Consider the following 18,892-nt stretch of genomic DNA (forward strand, 5'->3'; position numbering starts at 1 on the left):
TTGGGATGGCGGTTTGCGCGCTTGACCGGCGCCGAGACGCCTCCATAGTGTGGTGCTGTTCAGAGATATAGACGCCGATCAGAAGAACGTACGCGCCTGCCTCAGGGAGAGCCCGTGACGCCAGCCCCCCTCGCCGCTCGACTCAGCATCCCCAGCGGGCCGCTGTTCTTCCCGGTCACCGCCTACGGCCCGGACGGCTCGGTCGACCTCGACGCCTACCGCGCGCATGTGCGCCGCGGGGTCGAGGCCGGGGCCGCCGCGGTCTTCGCGTGCTGCGGCACCGGTGAGTTCCACGCGCTCACGCCCGAGGAGTTCGAGGCCTGCGTACGGGCGGCCGTCGAGGAGACCGCCGGGCGGGTGCCGGTCGTGGCCGGCGCCGGGTACGGGACCGCGCTCGCGGTGCGGTACGCGCGCCTGGCCGAGGCCGCCGGGGCGGACGGACTGCTCGCCATGCCGCCGTATCTCGTGGTCGCCGGTCAGGAGGGGCTGCTGCGGCACTACCGCGAGGTGGCCGCGGCGACCGCGCTGCCGGTGATCGTCTACCAGCGCGACAACGCCGTGTTCACCCCGGAGAGCGTCGTCGAACTGGCCCGCACGGACGGGATCATCGGCTTCAAGGACGGCCTCGGCGACCTCGACCTGATGCAGCGCATCGTCAGCGCCGTCCGCACCGAAGTCCCGGGCGACTTCCTCTACTTCAACGGCCTGCCGACCGCCGAGCAGACCCAGCTCGCCTACCGCGCAATCGGGGTCCCGCTCTACTCCTCCGCCGTGTTCTGCTTCGCCCCGGAGATCGCCCTCGCCTTCCACCGGGCGCTGGAGGCGGGCGACGACACGACGGCCCACCGCCTCCTCGACGGTTTCTACCGCCCGTTCGTCGAACTCCGGGCCCAGGGCCGCGGTTACGCCGTGTCCCTGGTCAAGGCAGGTGTACGACTGCGCGGACTGGACGTGGGGGAGGTCCGGCCGCCGCTGCACGAACCCGCCGAGGATCATGTCAAGCAGCTCGCCGAGCTGATCGAGCGCGGGTACGCACTACTGGAGGACGGCAAGTGAAGGCGTCGACTTTCGTCTACCCCTGGGACGTCAACGGGGACCCGGAGGCCGCGAACCGTATCGCCGCGCTCGGCGTCCAGCAGGTGACGCTGGCCTCCGCGTACCACTCCACGCGCGCGCTCACGCCCCGCCACCCGCGCCACCGCATCGTCACCGCCGAGCACGCGGCCGTGCTCTACCCCGCGGACGCGCGCTGGGAGGGGCGGGAGCTGCGGCCGTACGCGGCCGGGGACTGGGCGCCCGGGGACGCGTACGGCGAGGCCGCCGCGGCCCTCGCGGACGCCGGCCTCGAGGTGCACACCTGGGTGGTCCTCGCGCACAACTCCCGCCTGGGCGCCGACCGTCCGGACACCTCCGTCGTCAACGCCTACGGAGACCGCTACCCCTGGGCGCCGTGCATCGCCCAGCCCGCCACGCGCGCGTACCTCGTCGACCTCGCCGCCGAGGCGGCCGTACGGCCCGGGGCGCGCGGCACCGAGCTGGAGTCCCTCGGCTGGTACGGGCTGCAGCATCTGCACGCCCACGACAAGACCGGCGGGGTCGGCCTCGGGGACGCCGGGATGTACCTGATGGCGCTCTGCTTCTGCCCGGCCTGCCGGGCCGGCTACGGCGAACAGGGCCTGGACGCCGACGAGTTGGCGGCTGCCGTACGGGACGCGCTGGAGCCGCTGTGGCAGGGTGCGCCGGACGACGGGGGCTGGGCCGGGGTCGAGAAACTGCTCGGCGAGGCGAAGGCGGCCGCCACGCGCGCGTGGCGTGACGAAACCGCCCGCACGCTCCAGGAGACGGCGGTCCGCGCGGTGCGCGAGGCGGCCCCCGAGGACTTCCAGGTGCTGCTCCACGCCGACCCGGTGACGTACCACGTCGGCGCCAACCCGGGTGTCGACCCCGAGCACATCCTGTCCGTCGCGGACGGCGTGGTCGTGCCGTGCGCGGGCGGTACGGAGCTGCTGACGCCGTTCGCCGAGCAGGGCCGCGAGACGGCCGTCGTCGCCGCCAACTTCCCCGTGGTCTCGGGGATGGGCGGCAGCCCGGGCACGCTCGCCTCGGACGCGGCGGCGGCCCGGGACCGTGGTGCCACCCAACTGCGGCTGTATCACGCCGGGTTGGCGTCGGACGGCGACCTGTCGTCGGTGCAGGAAGCGGTCGCCGCGCTCTGACGGAGCGGAGCCGCGGTCATCAGCAGGACCGCTCCCAGGACGGCCAACACCAGCCGGTGGTCGGTGAGTTCGACGAGTGCCGCCCCCGCGGCCAGCCCGAGCACGTTCGGCGTGAACAGGAGCGTGTTCGCCGTGGCGGCCGTACGGCCGAGCAGCGCGTCCGGGGTCTCGTGCTGCACGGCGGTCAGCGCGGCGATCAGCACGCAGGGCAGCCCTACGCCGCTCGCCGCGCTGCAGGCCAGGGCCACCGGGTCGGACGGGACCGCCCGCGCCGCTACCGCCACCGCCGTGAGCGCGATGCCGCACGCGGCGAACCGGCGTTCCCCCAGCCGTCGCAGCGCGGGCCCCGAGACCAGCCCGACCGCGACCGAGCCGGCGCCCTGGACGGCGTACAGGACGCCGGCGTAGGCGGGGGAGTGCCCGAGGTCGTCGATGACGGCGTAGAGCAGCGCCCCGCCGATACCCGCGCAGAGCATCGTCGTGCCGCCGGCGAGGACCAGGGGGCGCAGCCGGGCGTGCGCCCACAGGAAGCGGGTGCCCTCGGCCGTCCGCTGCCACCAGCCGCTGGTGGGCGGCTCCGGCTTCTCCTCGCGGACGCGCAGCAGGGTGTACACGCCCGTGGCCAGCACGAACGTGACGGCGTCCAGCAGGGCGACGCTCGGGCCGCCGTACGCCGCGAAGAGGCCCGCGCCCGCGAGTGGGGCGACCAGTTTCATGCCCTCGGTCGCCGTCATGCGCAGCCCGTTGAAGTCGCCGAGCAGGGAGTGGTCGACGGCGGCGGCGACGAGCGCCGACTCGGCCGCGTCGTGGACGACGCCTGCGGCGCCGTACACGAAGAGGACCGTGTAGAGCAGCCACAGGCGGCCCGGGGAGTCGACGGTGAAGAGGGTGAGCAGGAGGGCGGCCAGGAGGAGGTTCGCGCCGATGAGGAGGGGTTTGCGGCGGACGCGGTCGGCGAGCGTGCCGAGCAGGGGGCCGACGAGCGTGGGGGCCCACATGGCGAGCAGGCACAGCGCCGCCAGTCCGTCCGAGCCGGTCAGCTCCTTGACCCACACGCCCGAGGCGAGCCACAGCGCCGAGGTCCCGAAGCCGGAGACCACCACGCCCGCCAGATACAGCCCCGCGTTGCGGTCCCGCAGGACCCGCAGCACCGTCCATGTCGTCCCTGCCGATGTCGTCATGCCTGGCCATCGTGGGTCTAAGGCCCTGGGCGGGGGATGAGGCAAGTGCCGTATCCGCGGCTGGGGGAGGGGCGGCGGGAACCCGTCGGAACCTGTCGGCAATCCCCATGGGACGGGCACCGGGACGGCCATGGCGTCGACGTCCACGAGCTGCGTCGCCCCGATGGGCCGGGCCGGGCTCGTGCGGGTCGAGCCCGGGGTGCGATGAGTTTCCGGGTCGCGGTCGGTCTACCTCACACAGACACGACCGTGAGGAGCAGCGCATGACCGACACGACCCTCGACCTCGGACCGCAGACCCGCGTGATCGCACGGCTCGCGGAAGGGGTGCGCCAGGAGCAGCTGGCGGACGGGACGCCCTGCCCGGACTGCGCGGTGCGCAACATGCTGGGCCATCTGCTCGGTCTGTCCGTCGCCTTCCGGGACGCCGCCCGCAAGGACCTGGGCGCCACGACCGACACGAATCCGGGAGACGTCACCCCGGACATCGCTCCCGACTGGCGCGAGGAACTCCCCAAGGTGCTGGACGAGTTGGCCGACGCCTGGCGCGACCCGTCCGCCTGGACGGGGATGACCCGCGCGGGCGGCGTGGACCTGCCCGGCGAGGTCGCGGGAGCGGTGGCCGTCGACGAACTGGTCATCCACGGCTGGGATCTGGCCCGCGCCACCGGCCAGGACTACACCCCCGACCCGGCCGCACTCCAGGCGTCCCACGACTTCCTGCTGGCCGCGGCCGAGGACCCGAGCCGGGGCGGCGGCATCTTCGGCCCGGTGGTCCCGGTACCGGCGGATGCCTCGCTGCTGGACCGGGCGGTGGGGCTGAGCGGGCGCCACCCGGGCTGGACGCCGTAATCCCAAGGACAGGAAGCAACAACCCCAACTTCCTTTGTCAGAAGCATTGACGAAACATGCGGCCCCTCCTACCTTCAACGCGTCGTACTTCGTACGTCATATATGAGACGCGATACGCGAGATCCGAGAGGCGCGCATGACCTCTGTGCCCACGCCGATCCCCTCCCGCACGCAGTACGTGCTGGAGGAGATCAAACGCCGCATCCTCACCGGGCGGTTGACGCCGGGTCAGGCCCTGGTCGAGACCGAGCTCGCCGCGCAGTTCGGGGTGTCCAAGACCCCGGTGCGGGAGGCGCTCAAGACCCTGGCCGGCACCGGACTGGTCGTCATGAGCCAGTACAAGGGCGTCACGGTACGCATGGTGGACGCGGACATGGCACGCGAGGTGTACGACGTGCGGCTGCTCCTCGAGCCCGAGGCGCTCAGGCGGGCGGTCAGGCGGGGCGCCTCCCTGGACGCCGCCCGTGACGCCCTCACCCGCGCCGACGACGCCACCGACACCGCCGAACGCTCCCTCGCGAACCGGGAGTTCCACCGGGCCCTCTACCTGCCGTGCGGCAACCCGCTGCTCGGCCGGATGCTCGACGAGGTCCGTGACCAGGCCGCCCTCGTCTCCGCCGTCGCCTGGGCCGCCGACCCCTCCTGGGAGCGGGAGGCGAACGAGCACCGGGAGATCCTCCGGCTCGCCCTGGACGGCGACGGCGACGGCGCCGCGCGCGCCCTCCACGACCACATCGCGTCCTTCGTGCAGCGAGCGTTCCCCCAGGCAAGGGAAGAGGAAGGGCAGGCATGAGCAGCGTGACGTTCGAGACCGGGCGGGCGGCCCTGGCCGACGTGGTGGCGATCCCGGTGACTCCGTTCGCCGAGGACGGCACCGTCGACCAGGACGCCCACCGGGCCCTGCTGCGTCGGCTGCTCGAGGGCGGGGTGCGGATCCTCACCCCCAACGGGAACACCGGCGAGTTCTACGCCCTCACCCCCGAAGAGCGCCGTCTCGTCACGGAGTTGACCATCGACGAGGCCGGCGGACGGGCGGCCGTCCTCGTCGGGGTCGGCCACGACGTGCCCACCGCCGTCGCCTCAGCCCGCCACGCCCGCGAACTCGGCGCCCAGATGGTGATGGTCCACCAGCCCGTCCACCCGTACGTCTCCCAGTCCGGCTGGGTCGACTACCACCGCGCCATCGCCGCGGCCGTCCCCGAGCTCGGCGTCGTCCCGTACATCCGCAACGCCCAGCTCTCCGGCTTGCGCCTCGCCGAACTCGCCGACTCCTGCCCGAACGTCATCGGGGTCAAGTACGCCGTCCCGGACGCCGCCAAGTTCGCCGCGTTCGCGCGGGACGCGGGGCTCGACCGCTTCGTCTGGGTCGCCGGTCTCGCCGAGCCGTACGCGCCCTCGTACTTCTCCGCGGGCGCCACCGGCTTCACCTCCGGACTCGTGAACGTCGCCCCGTCGGTTTCGCTGAATATGATCGAAGCGCTTCGATCCGGCGACTACCCGGCCGCCATGAAGGTCTGGGAACAGATCCGCCGCTTCGAGGAGTTGCGCGCCGCGAACGGCTCCGCCAACAACGTCACCGTCGTCAAGGAGGCCCTCGCCTCCCTCGGCCTGTGCCGCCGCGACGTCCGCCCGCCCAGCAGGACGCTGCCCGAGGACGAGCGGGCCGAGGTCGCCGCGATAGCCGCGGGGTGGTCGATATGACCGACAGAAAGCGCCCCGAGGAACTGAGAAGCCATCAGTGGTACGGCACCGAGGGCCAGCTGCGCACCTGGTCGCACAACGCCCGCATGCGCCAGCTGGGTTACGAGGCGGAGGAGTACCGGGGCCGCCCGGTGATCGCCGTCCTCAACACCTGGTCCGACATCAACCCCTGCCACGTCCATCTGCGCGAGCGCGCCGAGGCGGTCAAGCGGGGGGTGTGGCAGGCCGGGGGCTTCCCGCTCGAGTTCCCGGTCGCCACGCTCTCGGAGACCTACCAGAAGCCGACCCCGATGCTCTACCGCAACCTGCTCGCGATGGAGACGGAGGAGTTGCTGCGCTCGTATCCGGTCGACGCGGCGGTGCTGCTCGGGGGCTGCGACAAGTCGACGCCGGCGCTGCTCATGGGCGCCGCCTCCGCCGATGTACCGTCGATCTTCGTGCCGGCGGGGCCGATGCTGCCGGGGCACTGGCGCGGTGAGACCCTCGGGTCCGGTACCGACATGTGGAAGTACTGGGACGAGCACCGCGCGGGCAACCTGACGGACTGCGAACTCGGTGAGCTCCAGCGTGGGTTGGCACGTTCGCCCGGTCACTGCATGACCATGGGGACCGCGTCCACGATGACCGCGGCGGCGGAAGTGCTCGGCATGACGCTGCCGGGCGCCTCCTCGATCCCGGCCGTCGACTCCGGGCACGAGCGGATGGCCGCCGCCTCCGGGCGCCGCGCCGTGGAACTCGCCTGGACCGGTCTCGAGCCGTCCGGGATCCTCACCCGCGAGGCCTTCGAGGACGCCGTCACCACGGTGCTCGGGCTCGGCGGCTCCACCAACGCCGTGATCCACCTGATCGCGATGGCGGGCCGAGCCGGGATCAAGCTCTCCCTCGACGACTTCGACCGCATCGCCCGTACCGTGCCGGTGCTGGCGAACGTGCGGCCCGGCGGACAGACGTACCTCATGGAGGACTTCTACTTCGCCGGTGGCCTGCCGGCCTTCCTCTCGCGGATCACCGACCTGCTGCACCTGGAGCGGCGGACCGTCAACGGCACTCTGGGCGAGCAGATCGAGGGCGCCGTCGTCCACAACGACGATGTCATCCGCACCCGCGAGAACCCGGTGGCCGGCGAGGGCGGCGTCGCCGTCCTGCGCGGCAACCTGTGCCCCGACGGCGCCGTCATCAAGCACATCGCCGCCGAGCCGCACCTGCTCAAGCACACCGGTCCCGCGGTCGTCTTCGACGACTACAGGACCATGCAACGCACCATCAACGACCCGGAGTTGAACATCACCGCCGACAGCGTGGTGGTGCTGCGCAACGCCGGGCCCAAGGGCGGGCCGGGCATGCCCGAGTACGGGATGCTGCCCATCCCCGACCACCTGCTGAAGCAGGGCGTGCGGGACATGGTGCGGATCTCCGACGCCCGGATGAGCGGCACGAGTTACGGCGCGTGCGTGCTGCACGTGGCGCCCGAGTCGTACATCGGCGGCCCGCTGGCCCTCGTGCGGACCGGGGACCTCATCACCCTCGACGTCGAGGCGCGCACCCTCCATCTCCACGTGGACGACGAGGAGTCGGCGCGCCGCAGGGCGGACTGGACGCCGCCGCCCACCCGTTACGAGCGCGGCTACGGCGCGCTCTACAACGAGCAGATCACCCAGGCCGACACCGGCTGCGACTTCGAGTTCCTCGCCCGTCCGGGCCGGGTCGCCGACCCGTACGCGGGCTGAACCACCGCACCACCCCAGGCACGGCCAAGAACGCACCACGCACGACGAGAAAGCGCTTCCTGCTCCACGCATGCACGACGCACGCACGACGTACCGAGAACGGAGACCAGTCATGGCCCAAGCCGCAGCCGTGGCGAAACCGCCCGCGCCACCCCGGCGGCGCCGTGCCTCCGCCACGCCGCGCAGGCTGCCGTACCTGCTGATCGCGCCGGCGGCCCTGCTGATGCTGGGCTTCATCGCCTACCCGGTCATCAGCGTCTTCTACTACAGCCTGCAGAACTACAACCCCACCAAGCCGTGGCGGAACGGCTTCGCGGGCTTCGACAACTTCGTCCAGGCCTTCACCGACGACCCGCAGTTCTGGGACACGCTGACCTTCAGCGCCAAGTGGGTCATTGTCGAGGTCGGTCTGCAGCTGCTCTTCGGTCTCGCCCTCGCGCTGATCGTCAACCAGACCTTCGTGGGAAGGGCGCTGGGCCGGGCGCTGGTCTTCTCGCCGTGGGCCGTCTCCGGTGTGCTGACCTCCGCGATCTGGGTGCTGCTCTACAACTCCCAGACGGGCATCACCCGTTATCTCGCGGACATGGGCATCGGCTCGTACGGCACGAGCTGGCTCTCGGACACCTCGACCGTCTTCCCCGCGGCGATAGTTGCCGACCTCTGGCGCGGCGTCCCCTTCTTCGCGATCCTCATCCTCGCCGACCTCCAGTCCGTCTCGAAGGACCTGTACGAGGCCGCCGAGGTGGACGGGGCCAGCCGCCTCAAGCAGTTCTGGCACATCACGCTCCCGCACCTGAAGGACGCCATCGTCCTGTCGACGCTGCTGCGCGCGGTGTGGGAGTTCAACAACGTCGACCTGCTCTACACGCTCACCGGCGGCGGACCGGCGGGAGAGACCACGACGCTCCCGCTCTACATCGCCAACACCAGCGTCGACGCCCACAACTTCGGCTACGCATCGGCCCTGACCACGGTGGCGTTCGTGATTCTGCTCTTCTGCTCGATGGTCTATCTGCGGCTGAGCAAGTTCGGAGGTGAGGAGAAGTGATCACCGAGATCGCACCCGCGCCGGAGCGCGTGGCGGCCGAGCCCGCCCGGCCGCGGAAGAAGCGCCGTGCCTGGGACGAGGTCCCCCGCCGGCACATCTACGTCCCCCTGTCGATCTACCTCCTCTTCACCCTGATCCCCTTCTACTGGATCCTGCTCTTCGCCCTGCGCCCGGCCGGCTCGACCTCCCTCGTGCCCTGGCCGATGACCTTCGAGCACTTCGAGAAGGTCTGGAACGAGCGGGCGTTCGGCACCTACTTCCAGAACAGCGTGCTCGTCGGCGTCGCGACCCTGGTGATGACGACCCTGGTCGCGCTCGCCGGCGGCTACGCGCTCGCCCGGTTCAACTTCAAGATCAAGCGGGCCTTCATGCTCGCCCTGCTCTGCACCCAGTTCGTACCGGGCGCGCTGCTCCTGGTGCCGCTCTTCGAGATCTTCGCCAACCTGCGGATGATCAACTCGCTCGGCAGCGTCATCATCGCCGAGACCGTCTTCCAGCTGCCGCTGTCGATGATCCTGATCAGCGGCTTCATCCGGAACGTGCCGTACTCCCTCGAAGAGGCCGCCTGGGTCGACGGCTGCAATCGCCTCACTGCCTTCCGGATCGTCGTACTGCCGCTGCTGCGGCCCGGGTTGATCGCCGTCGGCTCCTTCGCCTTCGTGCACGCCTGGAACCACTTCCTGTTCGCCCTGATGTTCCTGAGCGACCAGAGCAAGCAGACCATCCCGGTCGGCCTCAACACCCTGATGAGCGCGGACAGCGTCGACCTCGGCGCGCTCGCCGCGGGCGGCATCATCGCGGCCGTACCCGTCGTGATCGTGTTCGCCTTCATCCAGAAGTGGCTGATCACCGGCTTCAGCGCGGGGGCGGTGAAGGGATGAGACTCCGTCAGGTCACCTTGGGTGCAGCCCTGTTGGGAGTGCTGTGCGTCCCCGCGCACGCCGACTCCGGCAGTGACCGCGACATCAGCCGCGACACCCTCCCCGCCGACGACGGCTGGGCAGCCTACGGCACCGGCACCACCGGTGGCTCGGCCGCCGACGACGCCCATGTCTTCACTGTCACCGACCGCGCAGGCCTCGTCCGTGCCCTGGACGGCGGCAGCGACACCCCGAAGATCATCAAGGTCGCGGGGACGATCGACGCCAACACCGACGACGACGGCCACCCCCTGGACTGCGCCGACTACGCCACCGACGGCTACGGCCTGAAGAAGTACCTCGCCGCCTACGACCCCCGCACCCGGGGCTCCGCCAAGCCGAGCGGCGAGCAGGAGGAGGCCCGCCAGGCATCGGCCGCCAAGCAGGCCGAGCGGGTCACCCTGCCCGTCGGCTCCAACACCACCATCGTCGGCCTCGGCAACGCGGTCCTGAAGGGCGCCAGCCTCCAGGTCAAGAACGCGAACAACGTCATCATCCGCAACCTCGACCTGCGCGACGCCTACGACTGCTTCCCCGTCTGGCAGCCCAACACGGGCGGCCTCGGCGACTGGAAGACGTCGTACGACAACATCTGGCTGACCGGCGCCACACATGTGTGGATCGACCACGTCACCGCGAGCGACAAGGGCCACCCGGACGCGAGGGAGCCCGTCTACTTCGCCCGCAACTACCTGCGCCACGACGGCCTGTTGGACATCACCAACGGCTCCGACCTGGTCACCGTCTCCTGGAGCCGGTTCGCCGACCACGACAAGGCGATGCTCATCGGCAACAGCGACTCGGCGACGGGCGACCGCGGCAGGCTGCGGGTCACGCTGCACCACAACCAGTTCGAGTCGGTCGTCCAGCGCGCGCCCCGCGTCCGCTTCGGGCAGGTGCACGTCTACGACAACCGGTACGTCGTCCCGCAGGGAGCCGAATACCGCTACTCGCTCGGCGTCTCCACCGAGTCCGGCATCTACGCCGAGAACAACTCCTTCCACACCCCGGGCCATGTCGAGGTCGCCGACCTCGTGAAGAGCTGGAACGGCACCGCCCTGCACCAGAGCGGCACCCTCTTCAACGGCTATCCGGTGGATCTTCTGGCGATCTACGACGCCTACAACTCCGGCAGCGAGCGCGACCTCACCGCCGACGTCGGCTGGACGCCTACCCTGCACGCACAGATCGACAGCGCCGCGGTGGCCGACCGAGAGGTGGCGCGCGGCGCGGGCGCAGGGAGGATCCCATGAGCACCGTAGACAGCGTCCTGGCGGGCGCGCGCGGCCACGGCCGCTGGCACCTGGACAACATCCGCCGGCTCCAGGACAAGGGGATCGTACGGCTGGCAGGCATCTGCGAGCTGACCCCGCTGGCCGCCGACGAGATCCCGGAGGGCCTCGGCACACCCGAGCAGTCCGCCGACTTCGGCGCGCTCCTCGACTCCACCGGCGCCCGCATCGCGGTGATCTGCACACCGATCCCCACCCACACCGACCTGGCGCTGACGGCCGCGAGCAAGGGCGTTCACCTCCTCCTGGAGAAGCCGCCCGCGCCGTCGTACGCCGAGTTCCGGCGGATGGCCGACGGGGTCGCCGAGGCGGGCGTGGTCTGCCAGATCGGCTTCCAGTCGCTGGGCTCGCACGCCGTGCCCGCGATCCGGCAGATGGTCGCCGAGGGTGCCATCGGCGAGGTCGTCGGGATCGGCGGGGCCGGCGCCTGGGCGCGGCCGGAGTCCTACTACCGCCGTGCGCCCTGGGCCGGGAAGCGGCGCCTGAACGGCGTCGACGTGATCGACGGTGTGCTGACCAACCCCCTCGCGCACGCCGTCGCCACCGCCCTCGCGCTGAACGGCACCACACGCGCCGAGGACGTCACCGACATCGAGCTCGAGCTGCTGCGGGCCAACGACATCGAGTCCGACGACACCTCCTGCGTTCGCGTCACCACCGCCCGCGACCGCCAGATCACCGTCGCGGCCACGCTGTGCGCCGAGGACCCCGAGGACCCGTACGTCGTCGTGCACGGCACCAGCGGGCGGATCACCTTCTGGTACAAGCAGGACCGCGTCCTGCTCCAGCGCGCCGACCACGGGCCTCAGGAGTACGAGTACGGCCGCACCGACCTGCTGGAGAACCTGGTCGACCACCTCACCGACGGCGCCGAGCTGCTGGTCACCCCGGACGCAACGGGCGCCTTCATGAGGGTTGTTGAAGCGATTCGACTGGCCCCGGACCCGGCCCCGCTGCCGGCCGGGTCCTGGCACCTGATCCCCGACGAGGACCGCAGGGTCGTGGACGGCATCGACGGACTCGTCGCGGCCGCCGCCGACACCCTCGCCCTCTACTCCGAACTCGGCGCCACCTGGGCCCTACCCAAAGAGGTGAGCACGTGATGACGACGACCGACTCGCCCGTCCTGCGCGTCGCCGGCCGCCCGGTCGGCCGCTACGTCACCCGGCCCGAACTGCCGGCCAGGCTCTCCCCGCGCCCCTATCTGCACCCCGTCACCACCCTGGCCGGCACGGCGGTCACCGAGCTCAGCCCCGCCGACCACATCCACCACCTCGGCGTCGGTGTCGCCGTTCCCGACGTCGAGGGGCACAACTTCTGGGGCGGCCGGACGTACGTCCGCGACCAGGGGCCGACCGAGCTGGACAACCACGGCGCCCAGCGCCACAGTTCCTTCCAGCTGCGCGACCCCGACGGCTTCGTGGAGGAGCTGCGCTGGGTGGCGTCGGGAGCGGAGCTGCTGCGCGAGCGCCGTACGGTCGCCGCCACCGAACTCACCGACGCCGCCTGGGCGTTGGACTTCACCTTCTCCCTGACGAATGTGACGTCCGGTCACCTGTCCATCGGCAGCCCGGCCACCAACGGCCGTCCGGGAGCGGCCTACGGCGGCTTCTTCTGGCGCGCCCGCAAGGAGCAGGACGCCCCCGACGTCTTCACCGCCGACCGCGAGGGCGAGCCGGAGGTGCACGGCAGCCGCGCCGACTGGCTCGCCCTCGCGGGCAGCACCTGGACCCTCGTCCTCGCGGGCGCCACGGAGCAGACCCGCCGGGACCCGTGGTTCGTGCGGACCACCGAATACCCGGGCGTGGGCTCGTCGTTGGCGTACGACGAGCGGCTGCCGATCGAGCCGGGCGGCACCGTCGTACGGCGCATCGTGACCGTCGTCGCCGACGGCCGGCTGTCGCGGCACGAGGCGGCGGCGCTGGTCCGCAAGGCGGTGAGCCAGTGACGAACGACGTCCACACGAACCAGGTCCCCGACGCCCCCGCGCCGCCGACCCCCGACGTCTACACGAACCCGATCCTCGACGCCGACTGGTCCGACCCGGACGTCGTCCGCGTCGGTGACGACTTCTACCTCACCGCCTCCAGCTTCGGCCGCGCCCCCGGCCTGCCGCTGCTGCACTCGCGCGACCTCGTCAACTGGACCCTGGTCGGCCACGCCCTCCAACTCCTGGAACCGGCGGCCGAGTTCAGGACCCCCCGCCACGACTGCGGAGTCTGGGCGCCGTCGCTGCGCCATCACGACGACCGCTTCTGGATCTTCTGGGGCGACCCCGACCAGGGCATCTTCCAGGTCAACGCCCCCGAGATACGCGGCCCTTGGACACGACCGCACCTGGTGAAGGCCGGCAAGGGACTCATCGACCCCTGCCCCCTGTGGGACGACGAGACCGGCGAGGCCTACCTCGTGCACGCCTGGGCCAAGTCCCGCTCCGGGGTCAAGAACCGCCTCACCGGCCACCGTATGCACCCCGACGGCACCGAACTCCTCGACGAGGGCAAGCTGATCGTCGACGGCGACCGCATCCCGGGCTGGTTCACCCTCGAAGGCCCCAAGCTCTACAAGCACGACGGCTGGTTCTGGATCCTCGCCCCGGCGGGCGGAGTCGAGACCGGCTGGCAGGGCGCCTTCCGCTCGCGGGGCTTCTTCGGGCCGTACGAGGAGAAGATCGTCCTGGAGCAGAAGGACACCGACGTCAACGGCCCCCACCAGGGCGGCTGGGTGCGCACCCCGTCCGGCGAGGACTGGTTCCTGCACTTCCAGCAGCGGGGCGCGTACGGCAGGGTCGTGCACCTCCAGCCGATGCGCTGGGGCGGTGGGGGCACCTCCCGCTCGGGCGAAGCCGAGAGCGGAGGAGGCTGGCCCGTCCTCGGTGACGACGGTGCCCCCGTCGCCGTACACAAGAAGCCCGACCTGCCGCCGCAGCCGCCCGCCGCGCCCGCCACGGACGACGACTTCCCCGGCGGACGCTTCGGCCGCCAGTGGTCCTGGACCGCCAACCCGCGGGAGGGCTGGGCCACCCAGCACTCCGGCGACGGACTGCGCCTGTCCTGCGTCCGCTCGGCCGACGCCCACGACCTGCGCAAACTCCCGAACGTCCTCACCCAGCGGCTGCCCGGCACGCCGTCCGCGGTCGAGGTGGAGCTCGCCCTGCACAGCGAGGAGCCGGGCGCCCGGGCCGGACTCGCCGTCCTCGGCGACGCGTTCGGCTGGATCGGGCTCGAGCGCGGGGCCGACGGGGCGGTGCATCTCGTGCACCGGTTCGCGGAGGCCGTCGCCGAGAAGGAACGGGACGCCGACCATCCGCGGCTCGCGCCGCAGGGGCGCGTACGGCTGCGGATCGAGATCGGGGCCGGGGCGCGCTGCCGGTTCCGCTACGACACCGGGGACGGCCTTCGCCCGTCCGGTCCCGTCTTCGCCGCCACCCCGTGGCGCTGGGTCGGCGCGCTGCTCGGCCTGTTCGCGCTCGCGCCCGTCGGCTCGGGTCACGCCGGCGCGGCAACCTTCGCGCACTTCAGGATCGACTCCTTGTAACCACCGCACCCGTGCAACCCACCGCACCCGTACGCCTGTTGGGAGCCGCAATGACGCAGCACCTTCATAGCAAGCGCTTGCCAGGACCGAGACCGGGGGCCGGCAAGGTTCTGGCCGCCGTGATCGGCTTGGTGGCCGCGTTGAGCCTGGGGGCGATCGGTCAGGCCAAGGCCGCGAGTCCGGTGGGGACTTCGGGCTCCGCGACTTCCGTGGGGACCTCGGCCGCCGCCGATCGCTGGACCGACAAGCCGCACGGCTTCGCCTCCCTCGCCGGCGGGACCACCGGCGGTGCGGGCGGCAAGGTCGTGACGGTCACCGACCAGGCCGCGCTGGCCAGGTACGCGGCGGCCGAGGAGCCGTACATCATCCGGGTCTCGGGGGCGATAGCAGTCGAGCCCTTCGGGTCGGACATCATCGTCGGCTCGAACAAGACCATCATCGGCGTCGGCACCACCGGCGAGATCGTCCACGGCGAACTGCATCTCAACCCCGGCACGCACAACGTGATCATCCGCAACCTGACGATCCGGGACTCCTACGTCGAGGGCGACTGGGACGGCAAGACGCAGGACTTCGACGCGATCCAGATGGACACCGTCGACCACGTCTGGATCGACCACAACCGCCTCACGCACATGGGCGACGGACTGATCGACCTGCGCAAGGACAGTCAGTACATCACCGTCTCCTACAACCGGTTCAGCAACCACAACAAGGCGTTCGGGATCGGCTGGACGTCCAACGTGGTCACCCAGGTCACCATCGACCACAACTGGTTCTCGGGCACGAAGCAGCGCAACCCGTCCGCCGACAACTGCGCCTACGCACACCTCTACAACAACTACCTGTCGGCGCAGGTGTCCGACGGCGACCCGGTATGGACGTACGGGAACTGGTCGCGCGGCCACACCAGGATGGTCATCGAGAACAGTTACTACGACGGCGTCCAGCACCCCTACCAGGCCGACGCCACCGCGGAGTTGGTGCAGCGCGGGTCGATCCTGAAGAACACCACCGGGCGGACCGACGAGTGGGGTGCCGCCTTCGATCCGCGGGAGTTCTACGACTACCGGCTGGATCCGGCGGCCGTGGTGCCGGCGCTGGTGACGAAGTTCTCGGGGCCGCAGAAGCGGATCGGGGTGACGCTGCACGTTCCTTCGGACTACCCGACCGTGCAGGCCGCCGTCGATGCCGTGCCCGACGGGAACGCCGTACCGGTGACGATCGCCGTCGCTCCCGGCACGTACCGGGCCAAGGTCTACATCCCCGCGACCAAGCCGGACATCGTGCTGCAGGGGACCGGCCGGGACCGCTCCGACACCGTCATCGTCCACGACACGCCTGCCGCGTACGGCGGTTCGACGGGCAGCGCGACGGTACGGATCGCCGCGAACGACGTCACCGCCCGCAACCTCACCTTCAGCAACGACTTCGACGAGGCGGCGGTCGAGCTGAACGGCGAGCAGGCCCTCGCGATGAAGACCACCGGCGACCGGATCGTCTTCGAGGACACCGCCTTCCTGGGCAACCAGGACACCTTGATGACCGACACCCCCAAGCTGACCACCGTCGGCCGGGTCTACATCCGCGACTCGTACATCGAGGGCGATGTCGACTTCGTCTACGGGCGGGCCACGACCGTGATCGAGCGGTCGGTGATCCGGCTGCTGAGCCGGGGCTCGACCACCAACAACGGCTATATGACGGCCGCTTCGACGTGGACCGGCAATCCGTACGGGTTCCTGATCACGCGGTCGAAGGTCGTGAGCGACGCACCCGAGCAGTCCTTCCACCTGGGGCGGCCGTGGCATCCCGGTGGTGAACCGGAAGCCGTGGCACAGGTGTTGATCCGGGACACCGAGCTGCCTGCCGCGGTGAAGTCCTCGCCGTGGACCGACATGAGCGGGTTCTCGTGGCAGGACGCGCGGTTCTCGGAGTACCGGAACCACGGGCCGGGGGCCGCGGTGACTGCGGACCGGCCGCAGATGAGCGACGCCGACGCGAAGACCCACACCGTCGCGGACTACCTCAAGGGCAACGACAACTGGGCTCCCCACACCAGCAGTTGAGCAGTGCTCTGCATACCCCCCACAACTTCATATCTCAGTTGGATCCAGAAGAAGAGAGCCGACCAATGAAGAGCAGCATCCGCAGAAGCAGGCGCGCGGCCGTCGCCGTCGCCCTGGGCTCCGTGCTCGCGCTGACCGCCACCGCCTGCGGCGACGACGGCAGCGGCAGCGCGGGGGACAAGGGCAACGAGGGCTCCGGCAAGGGCGAGATCACCTTCTGGGACAACAACGGCGGTGTCCGTACCGACATCTGGAAGGAGATCATCGCCGACTTCGAGAAGAAGAACCCGGACATCAAGGTCAACTACGTCGGCATCCCCGCCGCGAGCGCCCAGTCCAAGTACGACACCGCCATCCAGGGCGGCGGCCTGCCCGACGTAGGAGGCGTGGGCACCGCGATGCTCGCCGAGGTCGCGGTCCAGGGCGCCCTCGAGCCGCTGGACAGCAGGCTCGAGAAGAGCTCGCTGAACGGCAAGCTCAGCCAGAACCTGCTGGACAGCAGCCGGGCCGCGGGCGGCGGCGACAAGCTGTACCAGATCCCGACCTCGTCCAACAACGGCACGCTGTGGTACCGGACCGACCTGTTCAAGAAGGCGGGTCTGGAGGCACCGACCACGTGGTCGAAGTTCTACGAGGCGGCCGGCAAGCTCACCGACAAGAAGAAGAACCAGTTCGGATTCACCATCCGTGGCGGCGAGGGTTCCATCGCGCCCGCTCTGGACGCGTCGTACAGCCAGAGCGGTATCACTTCGTTCTGGAACGGCGACAGGACCACGGTCAACGACCCGAAGATCGTGGCCGCGTTCGAGAAGTACGTCGCCCTGTACAAGAAGGACACCCCGTCCGCCGACGTCAACAACGACTTCACCAAGATGGTCGCGCAGTGGGACAGCGGCACGATCGGGATGCTGAGCCACAACCTCGGCTCGTACCAGGACCATCTGAAGGCGCTGGGCGCGGACAAGTTCCGTGGTCTGCCCAATCCGACGATGGACGACGGTACGCGGGTGCAGATCTCCAACCCCGTCGACGGGCTGAGTGTCTTCAAGTCCAGCAAGAACAAGGCGGCCGCGTGGAAGTTCGTCGAGTTCGCGGTCTCGCACGAGGAGAACTCGAAGTTCAACGAGTCCGCGGGGCAGATCCCTGCGAACATCGAGGCCGCGAAGGATGCGTGGATTCAGAAGGCCGAGCCCACGAAGCTGGCGGCGGAGGCGCTGAACGGTGACGGTACGAAGATTGTGCAGTTGCCGTACTACCTGCCGGACTGGAACACGATCTCCAAGGCGGACAACGAGCCGAACTTCCAGAAGGTGTTGCTCGGGAAGATGACGGCGAAGGAGTTCCTGGACACGCTTGCGGACCAGTTGAACAAGGCGCAGGCGGACTGGAAGAAGAACCACTGAGCTGCTCGGTTGGTTTCGGTTGGTGGGGGACTGCCGGTCGGTTGTGGCTGGTCGCGCAGTTCCCCGCGCCCCCAAAAAGACAAAAGCCTGGAAGGTGCACGGTGTTTTCGCTCACCCGTAGACAGGTCACCGCGGCTGCTCTTGCTGCAGTTCCTTTGGCATTCGCCGTCAATGGCACGGCCCAAGCCACCCACCGTTCCCGCACGTTCTACATTGCCGGTGATTCAACCGCCGCGCAGAAATACGCCGACGCCGCTCCCGAAACAGGGTGGGGAATGGCGCTTCCGTTCTTCCTCCGCAAGGAGCTGCCCGTATCCAATCACGCCGTGAACGGGCGCAGTTCGAAGAGTTTCGCCGACGAAGGCCGGCTCGACGCCATCCTCGCGGTGATCCAGCCCGGTGACCTCCTGCTCATCCAGTTCGCGCACAACGACGAGAAGAGCGAGGACCCCACCCGGTACACCGAGCCCTGGACGACGTATCAGGACTACCTGCGGCTGTACATCGAGGGCGCGCGCTCGCACGGTGCCCGGCCCGTTCTCGCCACCCCCGTCGAGCGCCGCAGGTTCGACGCCGACGGCAACGCCGTGCCGACCCACGGCGACTATCCCGCCGCCATGCGTGCGCTCGCCGCACAGGAGCGGGTGGCGTTGCTCGACATCGAGGCGCTGTCGCTCGCGCTGTGGCAGGAGCTCGGGGTCGAGGAGACCAAGAAGTACTTCAACTGGACCGCCACCGAGCAGGACAACACGCACTTCAATCCGCCGGGCGCGATCGCCGTGGCGCGGCTCGTGGCGCGGGAGTTGCTGCGCACGCGGGTGCTCGCACCGCGGGACGTCATCCGGCTGTACGACGACATTCCCACGTCCTGGATCACCTGGCCCGAGGCGACCGACGCCTCGGTTGCGTAACCAAGGAGAGCCGCACAGTGCGTACACAGAAATGTC

The 18,892-nt window shown here is 70.2% G+C and carries 16 protein-coding genes; 15 read left to right on the forward strand and 1 reads right to left on the reverse strand.

What is annotated here, in order from left to right:
• Positions 1-114 precede the first annotated feature (114 nt).
• Positions 115-1,056: a 5-dehydro-4-deoxyglucarate dehydratase gene (locus tag ABZ880_RS36830; protein ID WP_361272326.1), complete on the forward strand. Its 942-nt coding sequence runs from the start codon at positions 115-117 to the stop codon at positions 1,054-1,056.
• Positions 1,053-2,216: a hypothetical protein gene (locus ABZ880_RS36835; RefSeq protein WP_361272329.1), complete on the forward strand. Its 1,164-nt coding sequence runs from the start codon at positions 1,053-1,055 to the stop codon at positions 2,214-2,216. The genes ABZ880_RS36830 and ABZ880_RS36835 overlap by 4 nt, the downstream gene beginning before the upstream one ends.
• Here the strand turns inward: ABZ880_RS36835 and ABZ880_RS36840 are convergent.
• Positions 2,153-3,397: an MFS transporter gene (locus tag ABZ880_RS36840; protein WP_361272331.1), complete on the reverse strand. Its 1,245-nt coding sequence runs from the start codon at positions 3,395-3,397 to the stop codon at positions 2,153-2,155. The two genes, ABZ880_RS36835 and ABZ880_RS36840, sit on opposite strands and share 64 nt — an antisense overlap.
• Positions 3,398-3,660: 263 nt before the next feature.
• Here ABZ880_RS36840 and ABZ880_RS36845 point away from each other — a divergent pair, with 263 nt between their 5' ends.
• The 13 genes from ABZ880_RS36845 to ABZ880_RS36905 all read left to right on the forward strand — a co-directional run bounded on the left by ABZ880_RS36845 (position 3,661) and on the right by ABZ880_RS36905 (position 18,856).
• The gene (locus ABZ880_RS36845) at positions 3,661-4,248 is read left to right on the forward strand and encodes a TIGR03086 family metal-binding protein (RefSeq protein WP_361272334.1); all 588 of its coding nucleotides are present in this window, start codon (positions 3,661-3,663) and stop codon (positions 4,246-4,248) included.
• Between the two features lie 136 nt (positions 4,249-4,384).
• Positions 4,385-5,041: a GntR family transcriptional regulator gene (locus ABZ880_RS36850; RefSeq protein WP_361272337.1), complete on the forward strand. Its 657-nt coding sequence runs from the start codon at positions 4,385-4,387 to the stop codon at positions 5,039-5,041.
• Positions 5,038-5,949 (forward strand): dihydrodipicolinate synthase family protein, encoded by a 912-nt coding sequence (locus tag ABZ880_RS36855; protein WP_361272339.1) that lies wholly within the window; start codon positions 5,038-5,040, stop codon positions 5,947-5,949. Before ABZ880_RS36850 ends, ABZ880_RS36855 begins: the two co-directional genes overlap by 4 nt.
• A complete protein-coding gene (araD, locus tag ABZ880_RS36860) occupies positions 5,946-7,676 on the forward strand; it encodes an L-arabinonate dehydratase (protein WP_361272342.1) in 1,731 nt (576 codons plus the stop codon). Before ABZ880_RS36855 ends, araD begins: the two co-directional genes overlap by 4 nt.
• Positions 7,677-7,788: 112 nt before the next feature.
• Positions 7,789-8,724 carry a sugar ABC transporter permease gene (locus ABZ880_RS36865; RefSeq protein ID WP_361272344.1) on the forward strand — a complete coding sequence of 312 codons (936 nt, stop codon included), beginning with the start codon at positions 7,789-7,791 and terminating at the stop codon, positions 8,722-8,724.
• Positions 8,721-9,605, forward strand: a complete 885-nt coding sequence (locus ABZ880_RS36870; protein WP_361272347.1) for a carbohydrate ABC transporter permease — start codon at positions 8,721-8,723, stop codon at positions 9,603-9,605. Before ABZ880_RS36865 ends, ABZ880_RS36870 begins: the two co-directional genes overlap by 4 nt.
• Positions 9,602-10,897: a pectate lyase gene (locus ABZ880_RS36875; protein ID WP_361272350.1), complete on the forward strand. Its 1,296-nt coding sequence runs from the start codon at positions 9,602-9,604 to the stop codon at positions 10,895-10,897. The genes ABZ880_RS36870 and ABZ880_RS36875 overlap by 4 nt, the downstream gene beginning before the upstream one ends.
• Positions 10,894-12,039 carry a Gfo/Idh/MocA family oxidoreductase gene (locus ABZ880_RS36880; RefSeq protein WP_361272353.1) on the forward strand — a complete coding sequence of 382 codons (1,146 nt, stop codon included), beginning with the start codon at positions 10,894-10,896 and terminating at the stop codon, positions 12,037-12,039. The genes ABZ880_RS36875 and ABZ880_RS36880 overlap by 4 nt, the downstream gene beginning before the upstream one ends.
• A complete protein-coding gene (locus tag ABZ880_RS36885; protein WP_361272356.1) occupies positions 12,039-12,884 on the forward strand; it encodes a PmoA family protein in 846 nt (281 codons plus the stop codon). Before ABZ880_RS36880 ends, ABZ880_RS36885 begins: the two co-directional genes overlap by 1 nt.
• A gap of 71 nt (positions 12,885-12,955) precedes the next feature.
• Positions 12,956-14,473 carry a family 43 glycosylhydrolase gene (locus ABZ880_RS36890; protein WP_361272672.1) on the forward strand — a complete coding sequence of 506 codons (1,518 nt, stop codon included), beginning with the start codon at positions 12,956-12,958 and terminating at the stop codon, positions 14,471-14,473.
• Between the two features lie 50 nt (positions 14,474-14,523).
• Positions 14,524-16,542 (forward strand): pectinesterase family protein, encoded by a 2,019-nt coding sequence (locus ABZ880_RS36895; protein ID WP_361272358.1) that lies wholly within the window; start codon positions 14,524-14,526, stop codon positions 16,540-16,542.
• A gap of 65 nt (positions 16,543-16,607) precedes the next feature.
• Positions 16,608-17,945 (forward strand): sugar ABC transporter substrate-binding protein, encoded by a 1,338-nt coding sequence (locus ABZ880_RS36900; RefSeq protein WP_361272360.1) that lies wholly within the window; start codon positions 16,608-16,610, stop codon positions 17,943-17,945.
• Between the two features lie 101 nt (positions 17,946-18,046).
• Entirely contained in the window at positions 18,047-18,856 is an 810-nt protein-coding gene (locus ABZ880_RS36905) for a rhamnogalacturonan acetylesterase (protein ID WP_361272674.1), read from the forward strand.
• Positions 18,857-18,892 lie beyond the last annotated feature (36 nt).

Source organism: Streptomyces sp. NPDC047043 (assembly GCF_040644055.1).
Classification (GTDB): domain Bacteria; phylum Actinomycetota; class Actinomycetes; order Streptomycetales; family Streptomycetaceae; genus Streptomyces.

Excerpts from the sequence above, each read along its gene's own strand:
- ABZ880_RS36840 (WP_361272331.1), bottom strand. The coding sequence starts at position 3,397 with ATGACGACATCGGCAGGGACGACATGGACGGTGCTGCGGGTCCTGCGG.
- ABZ880_RS36845 (WP_361272334.1), top strand. The coding sequence starts at position 3,661 with ATGACCGACACGACCCTCGACCTCGGACCGCAGACCCGCGTGATCGCA.
- ABZ880_RS36850 (WP_361272337.1), top strand. The coding sequence starts at position 4,385 with ATGACCTCTGTGCCCACGCCGATCCCCTCCCGCACGCAGTACGTGCTG.
- ABZ880_RS36855 (WP_361272339.1), top strand. The coding sequence starts at position 5,038 with ATGAGCAGCGTGACGTTCGAGACCGGGCGGGCGGCCCTGGCCGACGTG.
- araD (WP_361272342.1), top strand. The coding sequence starts at position 5,946 with ATGACCGACAGAAAGCGCCCCGAGGAACTGAGAAGCCATCAGTGGTAC.
- ABZ880_RS36865 (WP_361272344.1), top strand. The coding sequence starts at position 7,789 with ATGGCCCAAGCCGCAGCCGTGGCGAAACCGCCCGCGCCACCCCGGCGG.
- ABZ880_RS36875 (WP_361272350.1), top strand. The coding sequence starts at position 9,602 with ATGAGACTCCGTCAGGTCACCTTGGGTGCAGCCCTGTTGGGAGTGCTG.
- ABZ880_RS36880 (WP_361272353.1), top strand. The coding sequence starts at position 10,894 with ATGAGCACCGTAGACAGCGTCCTGGCGGGCGCGCGCGGCCACGGCCGC.
- ABZ880_RS36885 (WP_361272356.1), top strand. The coding sequence starts at position 12,039 with ATGACGACGACCGACTCGCCCGTCCTGCGCGTCGCCGGCCGCCCGGTC.
- ABZ880_RS36895 (WP_361272358.1), top strand. The coding sequence starts at position 14,524 with ATGACGCAGCACCTTCATAGCAAGCGCTTGCCAGGACCGAGACCGGGG.
- ABZ880_RS36900 (WP_361272360.1), top strand. The coding sequence starts at position 16,608 with ATGAAGAGCAGCATCCGCAGAAGCAGGCGCGCGGCCGTCGCCGTCGCC.